Annotated in this window: 18 protein-coding genes; 5 read left to right on the forward strand and 13 right to left on the reverse strand. The window is 69.1% G+C overall.

Annotation, left to right across the window (positions count from 1 at the left end; translation table 11 throughout):
- Positions 1-59: 59 nt before the first annotated feature.
- The 6 genes from IEW34_RS24970 to IEW34_RS24995 all read right to left on the reverse strand — a co-directional run bounded on the left by IEW34_RS24970 (position 60) and on the right by IEW34_RS24995 (position 7,175).
- A complete protein-coding gene (locus IEW34_RS24970; RefSeq protein WP_188611954.1) occupies positions 60-1,682 on the reverse strand; it encodes an ABC transporter substrate-binding protein in 1,623 nt (540 codons plus the stop codon).
- 200 nt (positions 1,683-1,882) lie between these two features.
- Entirely contained in the window at positions 1,883-3,349 is a 1,467-nt protein-coding gene (locus IEW34_RS24975) for an amidase (protein ID WP_188611955.1), read from the reverse strand.
- Positions 3,350-3,364: 15 nt separating this feature from the next.
- Positions 3,365-4,339 (reverse strand): ABC transporter ATP-binding protein, encoded by a 975-nt coding sequence (locus IEW34_RS30755; RefSeq protein ID WP_244642199.1) that lies wholly within the window; start codon positions 4,337-4,339, stop codon positions 3,365-3,367.
- Positions 4,336-5,307, reverse strand: coding sequence for an ABC transporter ATP-binding protein (locus IEW34_RS30760; protein ID WP_188611957.1), 972 nt, complete (start codon positions 5,305-5,307; stop codon positions 4,336-4,338). Before IEW34_RS30760 ends, IEW34_RS30755 begins: the two co-directional genes overlap by 4 nt.
- Complete coding sequence (locus IEW34_RS24990) at positions 5,304-6,152, reverse strand: ABC transporter permease (protein ID WP_188611958.1); 849 nt, start codon at positions 6,150-6,152, stop codon at positions 5,304-5,306. Before IEW34_RS24990 ends, IEW34_RS30760 begins: the two co-directional genes overlap by 4 nt.
- Before the next feature lie 3 nt (positions 6,153-6,155).
- Positions 6,156-7,175, reverse strand: coding sequence for an ABC transporter permease (locus IEW34_RS24995; protein ID WP_188611959.1), 1,020 nt, complete (start codon positions 7,173-7,175; stop codon positions 6,156-6,158).
- Between the two features lie 215 nt (positions 7,176-7,390).
- Here IEW34_RS24995 and IEW34_RS25000 point away from each other — a divergent pair, with 215 nt between their 5' ends.
- A complete protein-coding gene (locus IEW34_RS25000; RefSeq protein WP_210324579.1) occupies positions 7,391-8,095 on the forward strand; it encodes a response regulator in 705 nt (234 codons plus the stop codon).
- 58 nt (positions 8,096-8,153) lie between these two features.
- Here the strand turns inward: IEW34_RS25000 and IEW34_RS25005 are convergent, their stop codons facing one another.
- The 7 genes from IEW34_RS25005 to IEW34_RS25030 all read right to left on the reverse strand — a co-directional run bounded on the left by IEW34_RS25005 (position 8,154) and on the right by IEW34_RS25030 (position 15,248).
- Positions 8,154-10,667 (reverse strand): hybrid sensor histidine kinase/response regulator, encoded by a 2,514-nt coding sequence (locus IEW34_RS25005; RefSeq protein WP_188611960.1) that lies wholly within the window; start codon positions 10,665-10,667, stop codon positions 8,154-8,156.
- A gap of 7 nt (positions 10,668-10,674) precedes the next feature.
- Complete coding sequence (locus tag IEW34_RS25010; RefSeq protein ID WP_188611961.1) at positions 10,675-11,967, reverse strand: cytosine permease; 1,293 nt, start codon at positions 11,965-11,967, stop codon at positions 10,675-10,677.
- Between the two features lie 122 nt (positions 11,968-12,089).
- Positions 12,090-12,755, reverse strand: a complete 666-nt coding sequence (gene nthB / locus IEW34_RS25015; RefSeq protein WP_188611962.1) for a nitrile hydratase subunit beta — start codon at positions 12,753-12,755, stop codon at positions 12,090-12,092.
- A complete protein-coding gene (gene nthA / locus IEW34_RS25020; RefSeq protein ID WP_188611963.1) occupies positions 12,752-13,387 on the reverse strand; it encodes a nitrile hydratase subunit alpha in 636 nt (211 codons plus the stop codon). The genes nthB and nthA overlap by 4 nt, the downstream gene beginning before the upstream one ends.
- A gap of 229 nt (positions 13,388-13,616) precedes the next feature.
- Entirely contained in the window at positions 13,617-14,867 is a 1,251-nt protein-coding gene (locus IEW34_RS25025; protein ID WP_188611964.1) for an RNA polymerase sigma factor, read from the reverse strand.
- A gap of 4 nt (positions 14,868-14,871) precedes the next feature.
- Positions 14,872-15,003, reverse strand: a complete 132-nt coding sequence (locus tag IEW34_RS30765) for a YciI family protein (RefSeq protein ID WP_244642231.1) — start codon at positions 15,001-15,003, stop codon at positions 14,872-14,874.
- The gene (locus tag IEW34_RS25030; protein WP_244642235.1) at positions 14,946-15,248 is read right to left on the reverse strand and encodes a YciI family protein; all 303 of its coding nucleotides are present in this window, start codon (positions 15,246-15,248) and stop codon (positions 14,946-14,948) included. Before IEW34_RS25030 ends, IEW34_RS30765 begins: the two co-directional genes overlap by 58 nt.
- 132 nt (positions 15,249-15,380) lie before the next feature.
- Between IEW34_RS25030 and IEW34_RS25035 the strand changes: the two genes are divergently transcribed.
- From IEW34_RS25035 to IEW34_RS25050, 4 genes are all read left to right on the forward strand, one after another.
- Positions 15,381-15,824 carry a DUF1810 domain-containing protein gene (locus tag IEW34_RS25035; RefSeq protein ID WP_188611965.1) on the forward strand — a complete coding sequence of 148 codons (444 nt, stop codon included), beginning with the start codon at positions 15,381-15,383 and terminating at the stop codon, positions 15,822-15,824.
- A 237-nt stretch (positions 15,825-16,061) separates the two neighbouring features.
- On the forward strand, positions 16,062-17,621 hold the full coding sequence (locus IEW34_RS25040) for an ABC transporter substrate-binding protein (RefSeq protein ID WP_188611966.1): 1,560 nt from the start codon (positions 16,062-16,064) through the stop codon (positions 17,619-17,621).
- Positions 17,622-17,633: 12 nt separating this feature from the next.
- Positions 17,634-19,247 carry an AMP-binding protein gene (locus IEW34_RS25045; RefSeq protein ID WP_210324580.1) on the forward strand — a complete coding sequence of 538 codons (1,614 nt, stop codon included), beginning with the start codon at positions 17,634-17,636 and terminating at the stop codon, positions 19,245-19,247.
- Between the two features lie 31 nt (positions 19,248-19,278).
- Complete coding sequence (locus IEW34_RS25050; RefSeq protein ID WP_188611967.1) at positions 19,279-20,814, forward strand: acyl-CoA carboxylase subunit beta; 1,536 nt, start codon at positions 19,279-19,281, stop codon at positions 20,812-20,814.
- Positions 20,815-20,842: the final 28 nt, after the last annotated feature.

Raw genomic sequence — 20,842 nt, forward strand, 5'->3', positions numbered from 1 at the left:
TGTTGCAAGCGATGAGGCAGCCCCGCCGATGGCGGCGTCGGCGGGGCGGGCGCGGCCGATCAGCCCTTCTTGATGGTGCGGTAGTCGATGTGCTGGTGAAACCAGTAGACGTAGTTCTCGATGTTGGGCTGCATCGCCACGTCGCCGAACAGCTGAGCCAGCGGAATGCGCGGCACGTCAGCCATGACGATGGCGACCATCTCGCTCAGCGTCTTCTTGTATTCCGCATCGTTGCTGGCAAAGCGCGCCGTCTCGATCAGAGCATCGAGCTTGGGATTGACGTAGTTGCAGGTGTTGAACACCGAGTTGTTGCCGCCATGATACGTCCAGAAGAAGTGATACTCGGGGTAGTCGAGCCAAGGGTAGAACTCGGCGATCACGAAGGGCATCTTCTTGGATGCCATGTTGGCGAACCAGTTGGCGCCCGGCACCTTCTCGAGGGTGACCTTGATGCCGATCTTGCCGAGCGATTCCTGCACGAGCACGGCGATCGGCTCGCGCGTCGTGGCCTGGCTGAGGTCGAAGGAGAGCGTCGTCGCAAAGCCGTTGGCGAGGCCGGCCTCGGCCAGCAGCGCCCTGGCCTTGTCGAGATCGGTCTTGAACGGCGACGGGGTCGGCCACGTCGGCGGATAGGTCTGCGGCGCGGGATCGGCGCCGAACATCGGCAGGCCGCGCTGATAGAGGGCGCTGTCCATGATCTGCGCGTAGGGGATCGCATAGGCGATGGCCTGGCGGACCTTGGGGTTGTCGAAGGGCTTCATCTGCACGTTCATGTCGATGAAGAGCAGATCGCCCTGCACCGGCGTGCCGGTGACCTTCAGCTTTCCGGCGGCGGCGAGCTCGGCATAGTCCTTCGGCGGCAGGCCGACGGAGAGGTCCACGTCGCCCTTTTCCAGCAGCGCGCGGCGCGTGCCGGGCGAGGCGATCTGGCGGAACACGACCCGCTTCAGCTCCGGTAGTGGCCCGCTCTTCCAACCGTCGAAGCGTGTCAGGACGAGCTGGTCGCCCGGCTTCCAGCTCGCCACCGCGAAGCCACCGCCACCGGCGTCGTTGCGCTGCGTCCATTCGAGGCCCCACGGATCGGCGTCGGTGACGTGCTTGAGCACCAGCTTCTTGTTGACGATGCAGGGCACCGGCACGGCCACGTCCGGAAGCGCCAGCTTGTTGGCCTTCTCGAAGGTGATCTTGAAAGTGTACGGATCGACGGCGGTGAACTGGTCGGGGCTGACGAGCGAGCCGGCCGCCATCTGGACGGCCGGAAAGCCGCCCGCGGCGATGGCGCGTTCGAAGGACCATTTGACGTCCTCGGCCGTCACCGGGCTGCCGTCATGGAATTTGGCGTCCTGGCGCAGATGGAAGATCAGCGTCCTGCCGCCGTCCAGCACCTCCCAGCTTTCGGCGAGCTCGGGCTTGAAGACCGTTGCGTCATAGCCCGTCGCGCCGTTCGGCAGGGGCTTGGTGCCGTGTGTCACCAGCCGGTCGTAGACGTTCCAGGCCACCATGCGGCTCTGGTCGTTGGCCGCCGGCAGCATGGTGTCGAGCGAATTGGGGCCCATCTCGTTGAGGAGGATGAGCGTGTCTTTTGGCGTAGCCGCCTGCGCCACCTGCCATCCGCCGGTCACGGACAGCGCGGCGCCGCCGCCGATAAGGCCGAAGGCTTGCCTGCGATTGACCTCGAGCATGTGGTATTCTCCTCGGGAGCTTCGGTGGATCGATGATGCCGGCGGCGCCGGCGAAGACTTGGCGGGCGCGACGCGAGGCGCCGCGATCGGCCGGCGACCTAGAGCATTTCCGCGTTTCTTCGAATCGCCGAAATGCTCTATCTTTTTGATTTGTGGCGGTTTCTTCACGCGAACCGGCGTCCACTTCGCTCGAAAACGCTCTAAAGCCCCAGCTCGGCGACGAGCGGCGGCCAGGCGTCGGCCCACGGCTTGGCGGCCTCGAAGGCGGCCGAGGCGCGCAGCACCATGGGATCGTCAAGGTGACGGCCGACGACTTGCAGGCCGACCGGCAGGCCGTCCGTGGTGAACCCGGCGGGGATGGAGGCGGCGGGCTGCCCGGTCATGTTCATGATGGAGGTGAAGGCGAGCCAGGCGCCGGTGCTCACCATCCGTCCCTCGATCATCTCCGGCCCCTGCATGTGCACCGGGAACGGCGGGACGGCGAGCGTCGGCGTCAGCAGCAGATCGTAGCGCTGCATCAGACGCCACATCTTGTTGACCACGGCCTTGCGCACGGTCTTGGCGTCCGTGATCTGGGCCGCCGTCCAGTCGTGCTCGATCAACGCGACCAGGTGTGGCGAGACTTCGCTTTCGCGGCCCTTGATCATCTTACGCATCCCCGTGAGGTCGGACTCGGCCATCACCAGGGTCCAGAAGTGGGGACCGGGGTCCTCCCAGCCGGGATTGGCTTCTTCGACGATGCAGCCGAGGTCCCGCTCGAATACCTTGACGGCCTCGCCGACCACGCGGCGCACCTCCGGATCGACGGCGGCGTAGCCCCAGTCGGCCGAGTAGGCCACGCGCAGGCCCTTGAGGGAGGCGGGCTTCGCCGCCTCGTTCCACTCGAACTCGGGTCCGGGCAGCGAGTAGCGGTCGCGCATGTCGGGACCCGCGGCGATGACGCTCAGCATCAGGGCCGAGTCGGCGACGGTGCGGCTTATCGGGCCGATATGCTCGAGCGATTCCCAGCTCGACACGCCGGGAAAGCGCTCGTCGCGGCAGCCGGGATAGAGCGGCACGCGGCCCATCGAGGCCTTCATGCCGTAAAGGCCCGAGTGGGCCGCGGGGATGCGGATCGAGCCGCCGCCATCGGAGCCGATGGCGAAGGGCGTGACGCCGCAGGCGACCGAGGCGCCGGAGCCGGCGGAGGAGCCGCCCGGCGTCATCGCCAGATTCCAGGGATTGCGGGTAGTGAGGCCGAGCGGATTGTGCCCCACGCCGGAGTAGCCGAACTCCGGCACGTTGGTCTTGCCGAGGATCACGGCGCCAGCCGCCTTGAGGCGCTCGACGACGATGTCGTCCTCGTCGGGGATCCAGCCCTTGTAAAGGTTCGAGCCCATGGCGGTCTCGATGCCCTTGGTAGCGACGAGATCCTTGATGCCGATCGGCACGCCCGCGAGAGGCCCGGCCTCCTCGCCGGCCGCGATCTTGCGATCCACCTCGCCGGCCGCGGCACGCGCCACGTCCGGGGTGGGGACGCTGAAGGCGCAGATGTGGGGCTCCAGCGTTTCCATGCGGCGGAGCGATGCCTCCGCCACCTCGAGCGCGCTCAACTCCTTGCGCTTGACTTTCTGAGCAATCTCCCCGGCGGTGAGGCGGGCGATGGCGTTGTCGGCGGCTGACGGCATGGTCGGTCGTGTCCTCTAGGCGGGATGTCCGGCGAAATGGCAGGCGGCGAGATGCCCGGCTCCGACCGGCCGCAGCGGCGGCCGCGACTGGGCGCAGACCGGCTGCCCCCGGGGGCAGCGGCCGTAGAACTGGCAGACGCCCGGGTCGGGATCGATCGGGCTGCGCGGGCTGCCGTCGAGCCGCGGCGGGTGCTGTCCGCGACGGTGCGGATCGGGGATGGCGGCGAGCAGGGCGCGCGTATAGGGGTGGGCCGGACCCTCGAACAGCGCCTCGGTCGGCGCCGTTTCGATTACCTCGCCGAGATACATGACGACGACGCGCTCGCAGAGCAGGCGGACGACGTCGAGGTCGTGCGAGACGAAGACGTAGCTCATGCCGAGCCGGGCGCGCAGGTCCGCCAGCAGCTTCAGCACCACCGCCTGCACGGAGACGTCGAGAGCCGAGGTGGGCTCGTCCAGGATCAGCAGCTCCGGCTCGACGGCGACGGCCCGCGCGATGCCGACGCGGGCCTTCTGGCCGCCCGAAAGCTGGTGCGGGTAACGGCCGATGAGATTGTCCGGCAGGCCGACCATGGCGAGCGCGGCCCGCACGCGCCGGTCGAGATCGTTCTTGTCCGCCGCCCCCCTCAGCCGTCTGATCGGGTCGGCGATGGCGTCGCCGACCGTGAAGTGCGGGTTGAGGCTTTCGGTCGGGTCCTGGAAGACCATCTGGATGCGGGCCCGGAGCGGGCTCGTGATGAACCGTGCGAGCGGGATCGCTGCGATGTCCTCGCCCTTGAAGCGGAGGCTTCCCGCGGTCGGCTCGACGAGGCGCGCCAGGACCCGCGCCAAGGTGGACTTGCCGCACCCGGATTCGCCGACCAGACCGACGCTCTCGCCCGTGCCGATGGCTAGGTCGACCCCGTCCAGCGCATGCAGCATGCCACGCTTGCGGCCGCTCCCGACCTTGTAGAAGCGCTTCAGCCCCGTGGCTTCGAGCAGCGTCGTCACAGCGGGCTCCAGCAGCGCACGAGATGGTCTTCGCCGACGGCCGTCATCGGCGTCGGCTCGGTGTCGCATCGCGCCACGCGCCGGTCGCAGCGGTCGCAGAAGCGGCAGTAAGGCAGGTCGTCGCGCAAGAGGTTCGGCAGGTTGCCGGGGATGCTCGCCAGCTCGTCGATGCTGGCGGCCGACGACGGGGTCGCGGCGACAAGCTTGGCGCTGTAGGGATGGGCGGGGCGGCCGAGCAGCGCCGCCATCGGCGCCGTCTCGACGACGTGGCCGGCATGCATGACGGCCACCCGGTCGCAGTATTCGCCGGCGAGGCCCAGATCGTGCGTGATCAGGATCGCGGCCATGCGCGAGTTGTCGACGAGGTCGCGGATCAGATCGAGGATCACCGCCTGCGTGGTGACGTCGAGGCCGGTCGTCGGCTCGTCGGCGATCAGCAGCATCGGCTCGCAGGCGAGCGCCATGGCGATCATGACGCGCTGGCACATGCCGCCCGAGAGCTCGAAAGGGTAGGCGTCGTAGCGGCGCTCCGGGTCGGGAATGCGGACCTTGCGCAACGCCGCAATGGCTTTCTCCTTGGCTTGCCGGCGGGGCACCGGGCCGTGGCGGACGAGCACGTCCGCGATCTGCCGACCGACCGAACGGATCGGGTTCAAGGCCGTGCGCGGGCTCTGGAAGATCATCGAGATCTCGCGGCCCCGCATGCTCCGCACCGCCGCCCGGTCGCGCTCGATGAGATCGGCGCCGCCGAAGTGCATCGTGCCGCCGCGGATCTCGGCGTTGCCGTCGAGCAGGTCCATGACCGCATAGGCGCTCACCGACTTGCCCGAGCCGCTCTCGCCGACGATGCCGAGGATCTCGCCGCGCTGGACGCTGAAGGAGATGTCGTCCAGGGCCTTGACGCGTCCGGCCCGGGTGCGGAAGTCGAGGGTCAGGCCGTCCACATCCAGCAGCGGCGGCGCGCTCATGTGCGCCTCCGCGGATCGATCATGTCGCGCAGGCCGTCGCCGAGCAGGTTGAAGCAGAAGACGGCGAGCACCAGGGCGGCGCCCGGGAAGACGAAGGTCCACCACTCCCCGGAGAAGATGAAGCTCGCCCCCTCCGACACCATGATGCCCCACTCGGCCTCCGGCGGGCGCACGCCGAGGCCGATGAACGACAGGCCAGCGGCGTTCAGGATCGCCCAGCCCATGTTGAGTGAGGCCTGCACCATCATCGGCGGCATGATGTTGGGGATGAGGTGGCGGGCCAGGATGAGCGCCGCGCCGTTGCCGCCCATGCGCGCGGCCTCGACGTAGGCGAGCTCGCGGCGGATGTTCACCTCGGCTCGGGCGAAGCGGCCGTAGAAGGGCAGATTGATGATCGCGGTCGCGATGACGATGTTGGCGACCGAGTTGCCGAGCGCGGCGACGATGCCCATGGCGAGCACGAAGAGCGGGAATGCCATGATAGTGTCGAAGAGCCGGCCGACCACATTGTCGATCCAGCCGCCGCGGTAGCCCGCCACCGCGCCGAGCCCGGTGCCGATCACCAGCGAGAGGGCCACGGCGCAGACGGCCATCCCGAGGTCGAGGCGGGCGGCCACGACGACGCGGCTGAGGATGTCGCGTCCCAGCCGATCGGTGCCGAACCAATGAGTGCTGGACGGGGGCACAAGACGGAAGTCGGAGTTTGTCGCCAGCGGGTCGTAGGGCACCAGTGCGGGGCCGACAACCGCGCAGGCGACGAGCAGCAGGAAGATAGCGAGCGCGACGGCGGTGAGCGGATTCTCGCCGAAGGCATAGCGCACGTCGCGCAGGGTCGCCGCAGCCATGATCTAACCCCCGAACCGCACGCGTGGATCAATCAGGCCGGCGACCAGATCGACCACGAGATTGAGCAGCACGTAGGCGACCGCCATCAGCAGCACGAAGCCCTGCACGCTGGCGTAGTCGGAGGCGATGACGGCGCTGACGGCATAGGAGCCGACGCCCGGCCAGCCGAACACCTGCTCGATCAGCACGTTCGAGCCGAGCAGGAAGGAGAAGACCATCCCCAAGGTGTTGACCACGGCGAGCAGCGCGTTGCGGAAGGCGTAGGTGAATAGCACCGTACCCGCCGCCAGGCCGTTGGCTCGCGCCGTGCGTACGAAATCGGAGCCGAGCGCGGCCAGCATGGCGGCCCGCGTCATCCGCGCGATCGGCGCCAGGGCGAACAGCCCGAGGGAAACGGTGGGCAGGATGAGCTGGGCGAGCGCGCCGCGGAAGGCGGCGAAGTCGCCGGCGATGAGCGTGTCGATCAGCAGAAAGCCGGTCACTTCGCTGGGAAACGTATAGTAGATCTCATCGAGCCGGCCGACCGGCTGCGGCGCCCAGCCCAGTACGTAGTAGAAGACGTAGACGAAGAGCAGCGCGACGAAGAATGTCGGGAAGGCCGCGCCCATCGTCACCAGCGCCCGGCACAGGTGGTCGACGATGGAGTCCGGTCGCGCCGCCGCGAGCACGCCGAGCGGCACCGCGACGATGATCGCGAAGATGAGGGCACAGAACGTCAGTTCCATGGAGGCGGGCAGGCGCTGGACGAGGTCGGCGACCACCGACTGGCCCGTCGTCAGCGAGTGGCCGAGGCTGCCATGGGACAGATCGCTCAGGTAGCGCCAGAACTGTTCGGGCCAGCTCTTGTCGAGGCCGAGGCTTTCGCGCACCTGCTGGACCGACGCTGCGTTGGCGGCGGGGCCGGCGAAATAGGCGGCGGGATCACCGGGCAGGGCACGCGACAGCAGGAAGGTGACGATGACGACGCCGATCAGGCTGGGAAGCGCGCCGGCGATGCGCTGGAGGACCGCACGATAAGCCATCGGCGATCATCGACCCCAACGGGCAGGCGCCGAACCGACGCAGGCCGCAGACAAGACAACTTGCATCGCGTGAGCCCCGGCTTCCCCCTCGGTGCCATGGGCCGAGGGCTGCATTGCTTACCCGTGAGCTTGCCGCCCGCTTGTGAACGAGTCCGCGCCGGCCCTTGAACCGGCGGGATAATTTTGTAGAATTTTGTGAACAGGAGGCGGGCAGGGTGCAGCAACGCTGGACAGATTGCCGGCTCGGCATCGTCGACGACGATGCTTCGATCCGGGAAACGTTGGCAGGTTTCCTGGAGGCGGAAGGCTATCACGTGCGCGGCGCCGCGGATGCCGTGGGGCTCGAGCGCATGATGCGCACGGAGCCGCTCGACCTCGTGCTCCTCGACATCCGCCTGCCTGGCACCGACGGGCTGACCCTGACCCGGTCGCTCCGCGAGAAGTCCGAGCTCGGCATCATCCTGATCACCGGGCGCAACGACAAGGTCGACCGCATCCTCGGCCTCGAATACGGCGCCGACGACTATATCGCCAAGCCGATCGACGAGCGCGAATTGCTGCCACGGGTACGCAATCTCCTGCGCCGCGTCAGCCATAGCCGCCTCGCCAGTCCGACGCAGACGCTGCATTTCGATCGCTATACGATGGACATGGGCCGCCGCGCGGTAACGGACGACGGCGGCCAGCCGGTGAGCCTCACCACCGCGGAGTTCGACCTGCTCAGCGTCTTCGTCCGAAATTCCGGCCAGGTGATGTCGCGCGAGCGCCTGATCGCCGCCGCCAGCCATCGCCGCTGGGATCCGTTCGACCGCACCATCGACACCCTGGTGCGCCGGCTGCGCCGCAAGCTGGAGGCCAATCCCGAGCGTCCCAGCCTGATCACCACGGTGCACGGCGCCGGCTATCTGTTCTCGGCTTGAGCCTCGTGGTGTCGGCCGTCGCGGTGGCAGGGCGCCTCTTGATCGGTCGATGGTCGGGTCAAGCCCGACCATGACGGGTGGGAGAAGCAGCCCCTTTCTCGGCGTCACGGTCGGGCTTGACCGGGCCATCCATCCGCTCGAAGGCACCGGTTTCCAAGAGCTTGAGCCTGTCCGCTGGGTCGGACGGGGCCAACTGGTCGAGATGGGCGTGAGCGCAGCGCAGCGCCTCCCGGTGCGCTTCGACGACCAGCACAGCGGCATCCGATATGGCGGCGAGGCCCCCCGAGCCGGCGACAGTCTCCAATTCCTGCGCCGCCGCCGCGAGGGCATCGAAGCCAGCATTGGCCGCCGCTCCGGCCAGGCGATGCGCATCATCTGCGATGTCGGAGGGGTCGAGGCGCGAGCAGTTCTCGGCGATGGCCGCGACCGCGTGGTCCGCGACATCGACGAAGGACGTCATGATGCGGCGGGCGCGGGCATCGCCGAGCTTCTCGCGCAGGTGGGCGAAGCGCCGAGGCTCGGGCATGGGGAGGCGGCGGCTCGGCCGGCGACGCAGCGCCGCTTGCAACTTGCCGGCCTCGACCGGCTTCTCGATGATGCCGTCGATGCCGCAGAGCAGGTAGAGGGGCCGGTCGGTGGGGGACGGCGAAGCGGTGAGGCCAAGGATCGGACCTTCGTGCCGCCGCGGCCCGTGATTGGACCGGATCATGCGGGTCGCAGCCAACCCGTCCACGCCGGGCATGCGGATGTCCATCAGCACGAGGTCGAAGCTCTCGCGCTCCAACGCCGCGATCGCCTCCGCTGCCGAGGCAGCGGTGCGCACCTGGCAGCTTTCGGCGCGGAGGAGCTCGGCGACCACGTCGCGGTTGAGCGCCACGTCGTCGACGACGAGCACCCGCGACGCGACGGCCACCGTCTCGTCCTCCTCGACGTCGGCCGTCAGGCCGAAGGGGAGCTGGACGCGGAAGGTCGAGCCACGGCCGATCTCGCTGTCGACCGAGATGGTGCCACCCATCGCTTCGGCGAGCCCCTTGCTGATGGCCAGTCCGAGGCCGGTCCCTCCATAGCGGCGGCCGCGCCCCGTCTCCGCCTGGGAAAACGGCTGGAAGAGCCGGGAAACGACGTCGGGTGCGATGCCGATGCCGCCGTCGATCACCTCGATGGCGAGCACGATCTGCTCCTCATCACGCCCGACGGCGTCGATGCGGACCTCGATGGTCCCTTTGTCAGCGAATTTGAGGCCGTTGCCGACCAGATTGACGACGATCTGCTGGAGTCGTGCCGGGTCGCCGAAGACGAGCGGCGGCAGCGGCGTCAGCAGCGACACGCGCGCGACCAGCCCCGTCTCGGGCGCCGCCGCACTCGCCAGGGTCACCGCCGCCGTGATCGTCTCACGGGGATCGAACGGTTGGCGCTCCAGGCGCAGATGGCCGATCTCGATGAGCGCCAGATCGACGATGTCGTTGATGATCACACTGAGCGTCCGGCTGGCCTGCACCATGCGCCGCACGATGTGCATGGCCGGATCCGGCAGGGGCTGCTTGGCCAGAAGCTGCGCCAGGCCGAGCACGCCGTTGACCGGTGTGCGCAGCTCGTGGCTGATCATCGCCAGCGATTCCGACTTCATCTGTCCGAGGGTTTCGGCCGCGGTCTTGGCGCGCCTGAGCACCATTTCCGCCTCGTGACGAACCGTGATGTCGACGGCGCTGGCGATGATCATGCGGCGGGCGCGCACGCGCAGCGACTGGCGCGAGACGAGCATGTGGCGAACGGAGCCGGACGGATCGGCGAGTGCGAACGCGCGCGTCTCGGCCTGCGCATCGGCCCCCTTGGCTCCCACGAGCCATTGGAAGAGCTCTGCGTGGCGGCGGAGTTCCGTCTGGAGGCCGGCGGGCGATCCGGCCGTGTCTCCCGCGAACAGCTCGCGCGCCGGCGCGTTGGCGAGTTGCGGCCGGCCGTCCGTGTCGATCAGGAGAAGCGGCACCGGTGACGCCTCGAGCAGGCGGCGGACTGAATAGTCGCTCAGCCGGCTCTCGCGCACGAGGAGCAGCAGCGAGCCCAGGAAGACGACGCAGCCGAGATCGATGGTGAGCCTGCTCAAGAGGCCGACAGCGAGCGCCGTGAGCGGTGCGGAGGTCATCACGGCGACGGAGTTGTCGCGCATGCCGGCGAAGAGTTTGCCATTGCGGATGACGAACTTGCCGTTTGTACCCTCGGGCCGCGCGAGGTCCACGCCGAGCAGCGCGAGCGTGGGCTCGCGCTGCTCGGCGGAGGTCGGCCGAACGGCAACCGTCGCTTGGCCGCTCAGGGGCGCCAGGCCCGACGACGTCTCGCTCCGTGCCCGCCCGGGATCGTCGAGCACAGTCTTCACCTCGGCAATGCGCGGGTCCGCCGCGACGGTGGCGAACTGAAGGGCCAGCCGCGCCTCGTGGATGGACAGGTTGCTCAGGATATCCTTGCGCGCCTGCAGCAGCAGGAAGGCGAGCGACGAGACGAGGATGATGGCGACCAGGCCCGTCCGCGCCTCGCCGGGCGTGCGCGAGAAAAGCCGCCTGGTGCGTGTGCCCGCCATCCGACCGTCAGTCGATCGCTTCCGCGCCGAGCGAGCCGCGCCCGAGGCCGGCTCCGAGCGAGTGCGGCGCAAGCGTCGCGAGCATGAGGTAGAGCAGGCCCGCGACAGGGGCACCGACGAGGGGCGTCATGTCACCCATGAAGTCGGCACGGATGACGAGAGCGATGGCGACCGCCGCCGCGAGCGCGACCAGCGCCGCGGCGTTGCAGCGGACGTCGCGCGCCCGGGAAAAGCCGATATGGCCGCGCACGACGTAATAGTCGGCGACGATGATGCCGCCGATCGGCGGCACGACCGCGCTCAGCAGGATCCCCCAGTCGAAGACGTCATCTACGACGCCGCCGAGCGCCAGGACAAGGCCGAGAGCGGCGGCTCCTCCGGAGACGAGCGCCCACGACACGCGGGGAAACGCGCTCTTCAGCGTCACGCTGGCGTTGGCAAGGCAGGCATCGCATGTGGTCCAGTGCGACAGCACGATCAGGCCCAGCAGCAACAGCGACAGCGGATCGCCGCGCGTGAAGAGATCGTCGAGCCGCACATGGGCGGCGCCGATCAGCACGCCGAGGATCAGGAAGAGCAGGTTGGAGACGATGAAGCCGATCGCCATGGCATGGATCGCTTCGTTGCCCGTGCGGCAGTAGCGCACGATGTCGCCCGTCATCGTGCCGCTGACGACGAACATGCCGAACACGACGCCGACGCCGGTGCCGAACGAGAGCGTGCCGCTCAGCGGGCCGTCGAAGACTGTGCCGAGACTCGGACCGATATCGCGAACGGCGACGGCCACGGCGAAGAGGATCATGGCCGGGAAGGCGATCGCCGTGACATTGAAGCCGCGGCTGAGGCCCGAGACCACGGGAGCGGCGAACAGCAGTCCGAACAGCAGCAGCCAGCCCGTCGGCGCCGAGGCAAGGCCGGTGGCATCCGCCAACACAGCGGTCGTCAGCATGACGTGGAAGCCGAACCAGCCGGCCACCAGGGCCGCGAGCAGCACGCCCGGCAGGATCGCGCCTACGCGTCCGAAGACGGCCGTCAGCATCAGCTGCGAATTGAGGCCCCAGCGGCCGGCCGCGAATCCGATTGCCGCCGAGTAGATGAAGAGCAGCCAACTGCCCAGGATGGACGCCAGGAGGGCATCGAGTGTCCCGAGCTCTGCCTGCAGGCGGGCACCGACCAAAATGGAGGCAAAGGCCGAGGTGAACCCGGACCAGGCGAAAGCCGGACGCACCAAGCCGCGCCGCGCGGCGAGCGGCACGGGCCAGATGATGTCCTGTCCGTCAGCGATCGTCCGCTCCGCCATTCCGTCCCGGGTCGATCCGCAGGAGCGCGCCGCTGCCCCCCGTACCATCGTCGCGATTGTGCAAGCAATTGCTATGCCAGCACCGGAGTCCCGATTGGTACAGTCGTCGGGGGCGGGGACGCTTAGGGCGTCGCCGGCTCCAGGTAGCTTTCCCACGCGTCGATGGAGACGGCGAGCGACGGATCGGCCTCGGGGCCCCACAGCTCCCGGGCCGAGAAGCGCACGCAGTAGAGCCACTGCGGATTTTCACCCTGACCATGGGCATGGGTATCGGGCAGCACGTAGCCGCCGTGGACGATCTCGACGGTGCCGAGCTTGCCCCGGGCATAGCGCGGCAACCGCGTGTGGCCCCTAGGGTTCATCTCACGCGCCCGCAGGCGGTCGCCGACGGCGAAGCGCGCCGGCGTCGCGACAGGCCGGTCGTAGGACGAGCCCTTGGCCATGGCGGCCAACGCGGCTTCTGCGGAGAGCACGCGCGGGATCGGGCGGGGCGCTTCGAGTGCTCGGCCCTGTGCCAGTTCCTCCGCCGTGACCAGCCCGTGAGCGAGGAGCAGCCGCTCGAGCCCTTTGGTCCAGATTTCGTAGTAGCTGGAGGCGAGATAGTCGGCCGGGTGCAGGCTCTCGCGCATGTGCCGCGAGGCATCAATGTTCCAGACGCCGCCGCCGCCGACCGCGACGGTGAGCGCCAGGGCCCGTCGCTCCCACGGGGCATGAAAGCGCACCGCCTCGTCCTCGGGCATCACCGGGCCGAAGCCCATCATGCCGCCCATGTCCTGCGCACCGTTCATGGCGTCGCTCCCTCCGGCGCGCGGGCAAGGCCGGTGCCGATCATCGAGTCGCGTGTCACCAGGTCGGCCAGGGCCTCTTCCGTCCAGCCATCGGTGTCGGCTGGCCGCCGGGGAATGACGAGGTAGCGGATCTCGGCCGTCGAATCCCAGACGCGGATGGTGGTTTCGGCCGGCAGCGCGACGCCGAAATCGGCCAGCACGGCGCGGGGCTCGATCACGGCACGGGAGCGGTAGGGGGCCGACTTGTACCAGACCGGGGGCAGGCCGAGCACCGGCCAGGGATAGCAGGAGCACAAGGTGCACACGACCATGTTGTGCACGTCGGGGGTGTTGGCCACCGCCACCAGGTGCTCGCCCTGGCGGCCGGTGTAGCCGAGCGCATGGACGGCGGCGGTGCCGTCGGCGAGCAGCCAGTCCCGGTAGGCCGGATCGTTCCAGGCTCTGGCGACGACGCGGGCGCCGTTGCGCGGGCCCACCCGGTGCTCGTAGAGCTCGACGATGGCGTCGAGCGCCGCCGGATCGACATAGCCCTTCTCGACGAGCAGCGATTCCAGCGCCTTCACGCGCAAGGCGATCGGCGCGGGCTCGCCGCCCTCGTGACGGTGGTCATGGTCGTGACCGGCATCGCTCATGGCAATCTCCGCTGGGTCCGGCGCTCGACGGCGAAGATGATCGCTCAAAGCCGCGCTGTCGAGCGGCGGCTTCCCGCGTCGGCGCGCAGCGTCCGGGGACGTTGCGGCAGCTGGAGCCTTCCGCCAGTTGCTCCGCCGCGCTCGGGACAACCTCCCCACGAGGGGAGGCCGTTCAACGGCTTTACGGCGTCATGACCATCCCATTGCGTGTCGATAATCTCGGCGAGCGCTACGGGTATCCGCCCGGGCCGTCGCGGCGGCGGGTCAGCCAGAGGCGCTCGGCGGGGCCGGGGCCCAGGGCGAGCGCGGCCGTGTAGGCGGCGCGGGCCTCGCCCAGGCGGCCGAGGCGCCGCAGCAGATCCGCACGCACGGCGTGGTAGGGCAGGAACCGGTCGAGGCCCTGCGCCGGCAGCGCCTCGATCTCGGCGAGCGCTGCCGCCGGGCCGTCGACCTCGGCCAGGGCGACGGCGCGGTTCAGTCGCACGATGGGGTCGTCGCGACAGGTGAGCAGCAGGTCGTAGAGCGTCAGCACCGCCGTCCAGGGCGGTGGTTCGTCCAGGCGCTGGCGGCGGCACCAGAGCCGATGAATGGCGGCCTGGATGGCGCGGGGCGACGGCGGCCTCGGGCTGATGGCGTGGGCCAGATAGGCGTCGGCCTCGGCGATCAGCGCGCGGTCCCACAGGCGCGGATCCTGCTCCGCCAACGGCACCATCAGGCCGTCGTCGTCGAGGCGGGCCGGCCGGCGTGCCTCGGCGTAGCGGACGGTCGCCGCCAGCGCCGCGGCCTCCGGCTCGTCCGGCAGCATGGCAGCGAGCAGGCGGGTCAGCCGCAGCATCTCGGGCCCATAGCCCGCATGCGGGCCAGCGCCGGCCGCGTCTTCATGGGCCTTGGCATAGGCCACCTCCAACGTCGACAGCACCGCCTGCAGGCGCTCCGGCCAGGCGGTCGGCGCGGGAATCTCGAAGGGCACGCCCGCTTCGGCGATCTTGCGCTTGGCCCGCACGAGCCGCTGCGCCAGGGTCGGCTCCGGCAGCAGGAAAGCGCGCGCGATCTCGGCCGTGCCAAGCCCGCAGACCAGCCGCAGGGTCAGCGCGGCGCGGGCCTCGATCGCGACGGCCGGATGGCAGCAGACGAAGATCAGCCTGAGCCGCTCGTCCGGGATCAACTGGGCGTCGTCGCTCATGACGTCCTCCGCGGTGGGTGCGGGCTCAGGCGGCTCCGGCGCCAGGCGCTCGCGCGTGCGCCGGCGGCGCAGTGCATCGAGCGCCCGGCGTTCGGCGGCGCGATAGAGCCAGGCGGCAGGATCACGCGGCGCGCCCTCCCGTGGCCAAGCCTCCAGCGCGCGCACGCAGACTTCGGCGAACGCCTCCTCGGCGAGATCGAGGTCGCGGAAGCGGGCGGCGAGCGCGCCGATGACGCGTCCGCCCGCCTGGCGCACCACGTCCGCCAGCGCCTGCGGCTCCGCGGCCTCGCCGCTCATCGCCTCAGGCCGACGCGGATGGGCTCGCCTCGCCCGGCGGCGTCAGCAGTGGCCGGATCTCCACGGCGCCATCACGCGTCAGCGGCACACGCCTGGCCAGGGCGATGGCGGCGTCGAGATCGGCCGCCTCGACGATGTAGAAGCCGCCGAGCTGCTCGCGCGCCTCGGCGAACGGCCCGTCGTGGATGGCTGGCGCCCATCGGTGGTGCGCACCGTGGTGGTGAAGGCGCTGCCCTTCAGGCCGGCGCCGGTGATGCGCGCGGCGCCGAGCTCCTTGACGTAATCCCAGTGGCGGGCCGCCACCGCCTTCAGTGCCGGGCCATCTTTCTCGGGGCCGCCGTAGACCGCCTCGTCCTCGTACAGCATCAGCATATATTGCATGGGAGAGCCCTTCTCGTGTCCGCGGGCCGCGAAACTGCGGCGCCGGTACTCCCAAGGCGCACGGGCCGGGTGGATTTCGACAGCGGCCGGATATTTTTTCGCCGTCCGCTCCATGCCCGAGCGGAGGATGGCATGGCCGACATCGATCCCTTCGACCTCGAGCGCTTCGTCGCGGCACAGGCGCCGGTGATCGAGACGGCGCTGGCCGAGCTGACGGCCGGCCGCAAGCGCAGCCACTGGATGTGGTTCATCTTCCCACAGCTCGAGGGCCTCGGCTATTCCGCCATGGCGCAGCGCTATGCCATCGGCTCGCTTGCGGAGGCGCGCGCCTATCTCGCCCATCCGCTGCTCGGCCCGCGGCTCGTCCGCTGCACTGAGGCCGTTCTGGCGATCGAAGGTGGCCGGCTCCCTGCGATCTTCGGCTCACCCGACGACATGAAGTTCCGCTCGTCCATGACGTTGTTCGCCCACGCGGCCGCCGCGGGCCAGACCTGCTTTGCGCAGGCGCTCGACCGCTTCGGCGGCGGCGCCGGCGACCCCAAGACGTTGAAGCGCCTCGAGGCTGCCGTCCGCTGAGGCCGAACCGCCATCCCTCCGGCTGCACGGGTCCCTTTGACAGGCAGAACGCCGATGTTACATTCACGTCCGTCAACTTACGCCGGCGTAAGATAGTCGGCGAGGACATAAGCCCGCATCCACCAGCGGGCGGGGGATGGCAATGCCAGCCCGAGCGAGTCCGATGCCGGTTGCGGCAGCATCGTCACCGCTCGGCGACACAAGACGGCCGGCTGTTCCGGCCCCAGGGAGGGTACTATGACCGATCCGCATTCTCGCGGCTCCACCATCGACCGCCGTCGCCTGATCGGCGCCTGCCTCGCCGGGGCCGGCCTTGTCGTCTTCGATCTGCCGGGCCGTGGCCGCGCCCAGGCCCAGCAGGGCAGTGCGCTCCGGGTGTCTGCCAACGTCAATCCGTCCACGCTCGACCCGGTGACCGGCCGCAGCGGCGGCGACCATCAGTTCCTCTATCCACTCTACGACACGCTGGTGCAGTGGGATCCCAAGACGCTGGCGGCGCGCCCCGGGCTCGCCCAGTCCTGGACCTACAAGGACGACACCACGCTGGTCCTGGAACTGCGCCCCGGTGTCACCTTCCACGACGGCACGCCGCTCGACGCCGAAGCGGTCAAGTTCAACCTCGACCGCGCGCTCGGCGACGCCAAGTCCAACATCAAGGTCGACCTGTCATCGGTGGATTCGGTCGAGGTGAGCGGGCCGACCACGGTCACCATCAAGCTCAAGGCCCAGGACCGCTCGCTGCCCCTCATCCTGTCCGACCGGGCGGGCATGATGGCGTCTCCCACCGCCGTCAAGGCGGGCGGCGGCAGCATCGACCGGGCACCGGTGGGCGCCGGCCCCTGGAAGTTCGTGAAGTGGGACGACGCCGCCATCGTCGTCTACGAGCGCAACCCGGCTTATTGGGACAAGGGCATTCCCAAGGTCGACCGGCTCGAGATGAAGGTGATTCCCGAGGTGGCGACCGGCGTGCGCTCCGTAATGGCCGGGGAGAACGACGTCGTCGTTGCCGTGCCGCCGATGCAGAAGGTGATCCTCGACCGCTCCGACAAGGTCGCGGTCTATGCGACGCCGTCGCTCTATCTGCACATGATCTACGTCGACTTCTCCAAGCCGCCGTTCAACGACGTGCGCGTGCGCAAGGCGCTCAACCTCGCCATCGACCGCTCCATCTTCAACAAGCTCGCTCTGGCGGGGCTCGGCCAGCCGGCGACGACGCTCTTCCCCACGGAGTTCTGGGCCTACGACCCCTCCCTCACCGATATCCTCGCCTACGACCCGGAACGGGCGAAGGCGCTGCTGAAGGAGGCCGGCACCCCTGAAGTCACCTTCACCGGCATCACCTATTCCGATCAGGCCGCGGTGAAACGGCAGGAAATCCTGATCGAGATGTGGCGCAAGGTCGGCATCAAGGCGCAGATGCGGACAGCCTCCGTGCCCGAGGCCTCCTCGGCGTTCTTCTTCCAGCGGCAGATCGACACCTTCGTTGCCGCCATCACCTCGCGGCCGGACCCGTCGATGGGGCTCTATACGCTGTTCGGCAAGTCCTCGCCCTACAACGGGGGCCGCCAGGAGATCCCGGGCATGGAAGCGGCACTGGCCGAATCGCGCATGGGCGCCACCCAGGAGCAGCGCAAGGTCGGGCTGTCCAAGGTGCAGCGGATCGCGCTCGATCAGGCGCTGTTCGTGCCGCTGGTGTTCGACGTCAGCATTACCGCCGTCAGCAAGAAGTTCGACGGCTTTCAGCCGAACCTGTTCGGACGGCCGCGGTTCGAGACCGTCGGCGTGGCGGCGAGCTGAGGGGAGGCGTTCATGCTCGACAAGCGTATGCCGCCGCGGAATGACGTGGTCATCCGCGACCTCATCGACCGGCGCGCACGGGAGATCCCCGACAACGTCTTCGCGGTGTTATCCGACGGCTCGGAATGGACCTTCGGAGAATTGCGCAGGCGGGTTCGCAATTGCGCGGAGGCGTTGCAGCGGCTCGGGGCCGGGCAGGGTGACTTCGTGCTGGTCTGGCTGCCCAACGGGCCGACCTGCCTCGAGGTGATGTTTGCCCTCAACTACCTCGGTGCCATCTACGTGCCGATCAACACCGGCTATCGCGGCGGCCTGCTGGCGCACGTCATCGACAATGCCGGCGCCAAGCTGATGATCGCGGACGCACAGTTGGTCGAGCGGCTGGCCGATGTGAGCCACGCCGATCTGCGCACGGTGGTGGTGGTCGGCGGCGGCGCCCGCGAGGTCCCGGGCCTCACCCTCCTGGATCAGGGCGTTCTGGTCGGCGATGGCGAGGCGCTGGCGCCGCCGCAGCGCCAGATCGAGCCCTGGGACACGCTATCGATCATTTACACGTCGGGGACCACCGGCCCGTCGAAGGGCGTGCTCATCTCGGCGCTGCAGATGTACGCGACGTTCATTCCCCGCGGCGTGCTCGAGCCCGAAGACCGCACGCTGGTGACGCTGCCCATGTTCCACGTGGGCGGTGCCGGGCCGATCTGGTCCACCCTGATGCGCGGCGGCTCCTTCGCGCTCACCGAGGCATTCCGCACCAGCGAGTTCTGGTCGACGATCCGCCGCTTCGGCATTACCCACACCATTCTGCTCGGGGCAATGACGCCCTTCCTGCTCAAGGAACCGGCGTCTGCCGAGGATCGCACGCACCCGCTCACCAAGGTGTCGATGATCCCGCTCACCGACCAGCACCGGGAGTTCACGGCGCGTTTCGGTATCGAGGTCTACACCGGCTTCAACATGACCGAGACATCCTCGCCGCTGCACTGCGGGCCTGATCCTGCGTCGCCGGGCACCTGCGGCCAGCCCCGCGACGGCATCGAGGCGCGCGTCGTCGACGAGAACGATTGCGAAGTGGGCCCGGGCGTGGTCGGCGAACTGATCCTGCGGGCCGACATGCCCTTTGCCCTGAACCACGGCTACCACAAGAATCCGGAAGCCACGGCCAAGGCCTGGCGCAACGGCTGGTTCCACACCGGCGATGCCTTCCGGCGCGACGAGGAGGGCAGCTTCTACTTCGTCGACCGCATGAAGGACGCCATCCGCCGGCGCGGCGAGAATATCTCGTCCTTCGAGGTGGAGAAGGAGATCGTCGCCTACGAGGACGTCCGCGACGCTGCCGTGGTGGCGGTGCCGAGCGAGTTCGGCGAAGACGAGGTGATGGCGATCCTCAGCCCGGCGCCGGGGCGCAACATCGATCTGCCGGCGCTCGTGGAGTTCCTCAGGCCGCGGCTCGCCCACTTCATGGTGCCGCGCTATTTCCGCGTCATCGACGACCTGCCGCGCACGCCCACCGAGAAGGTGCAGAAGCACCTGCTGCGCAGCGAGGGCATTACCCCCGATACCTGGGACCGCGAAAAGGCCGGCATCGTGCTCAAGCGCGAGCGCCTGACCCAGGGTACCGCTGCATGACCAATTTCCCCTCCCGGCCGACGAGAAGGCAATGATCAACAAGACGACGTCCGACCTGGCGGCTGAGCTCGATGCGCGGCGCCGCAAGGTGCACGCCATGGGCGGCGAGGCCAAGCTCGCTGCCCGGCGCGAGCGCGGCATCCTGAACGCACGCGAGCGCATCGACGCGCTGGTCGATCCGGGCAGCTTCACCGAGCTCGGCGAGTTCGCCCATTCGGCCCGCGACGAGGACAAGGACCGCACGCCGGCCGAGGGCATCGTCACCGGCTTCGGCCGGGTCGAGGGCCGCGAGGTGGCGGTTGCGTCCTTCGACCTGACGACGCTCGGCGCTTCGTCGTCGGTCACCAACATCCGCAAGCTCGCTTTCCTCAAGACGAGCGCCTCGCGCGCCGGCATTCCCTGCGCCTTCCTGATCGAGTCGGCCGGCGCGCGCATGCCCGACATCCAGGGCGCCGTCGGCATGGGCCGCATCGGCCTGCTGCCGGCCAACAACCGCGACCGGGACGTGCCCTGGGTCTGCGCGGTGCTCGGGCCGTGCTACGGCATGGGCACCTGGTACGCGGTGCAGTCCGACTTCTCCGTCATGCGGCGGGACGCCACCTTCTCGGTGTCCAGTCCCAAGGTCGTTTCGGTGGCCCTGAGCCAGGAATTGACCCCGGAAGAGCTCGGCGGCTCCGACGTGCACGCCGAGGTGACCGGCCAGATCGATCTGGTGACCGACACGGACGCGGAGGCGATCGCGGCGCTGCGCCGCTTCCTCGCCTACCTGCCGTCGAACTGCGCCGAGGCGCCGCCGCGGGCGGAGGGCCCGGTGCAAGCCCATGCGGCCGAAGAGGTCGACGCGCTCATTCCGGCCGCCCGGCACAAGATCTACGACGGCCGCAAGCTGGTCGAGCTGCTGGCCGATGCAGGCTCGGTGATGCCGTACCGGCAGCGCTACGGGCGCACGCTGGAGACGTCGCTGGCCCGGCTCAACGGCCGCCCGGTCGGCATCATCGCCAGCAATCCGATGCGCAAGGGCGGCGCCATCGATGGGCCGTCCTGCAACAAGATGACCGAGTTCATCGTGCTCTGCGACAGCTTCAACATCCCGCTGGTGCTGCTCGCCGATACGCCCGGCTTCCTTATCGGGCTCAAGCCCGAGCTGGACGGCGTCGCCGGCATGATCATGAACAACCTGCGGGCGCTGGCGCTGGCGAGCGTGCCCAAGCTCGCCGTCGTGGTGCGCAAGAGCTATGGCCAGGCCTACCTCAACCTCGGTGGCGGCGTCGCCGACGCCCTCGCCGTCATGACCACGGGCGAGGTCGGCTTCGTCGATCCGGCGGTCGCCGTCAGCGTCGTGCACAACCGCAGGCCCGAACCGGGTGACAACTCCTACGCCGAGCTCATGGACGACATGGTCGTCAGCAACTCGCCCTTCGAGCTCGCCGGCATCTTCGCCGCCCACGCGGTGATCCGTCCCGGCGAGACGCGGGAGTGGCTGATCCGCATGCTCGACGTCTACCAGCGCCGCATGCAGGGGGGCGTCAGCCAGCATCGCTTGGCCACGTGGCCGACGAGCCTCTAGGATCGAGGATGGGATGGCCGGGCTTGAC

The sequence above is a fragment of the Chelatococcus reniformis genome, assembly GCF_014640075.1.
In the GTDB taxonomy this organism is placed as follows: domain Bacteria; phylum Pseudomonadota; class Alphaproteobacteria; order Rhizobiales; family Beijerinckiaceae; genus Camelimonas; species Camelimonas reniformis.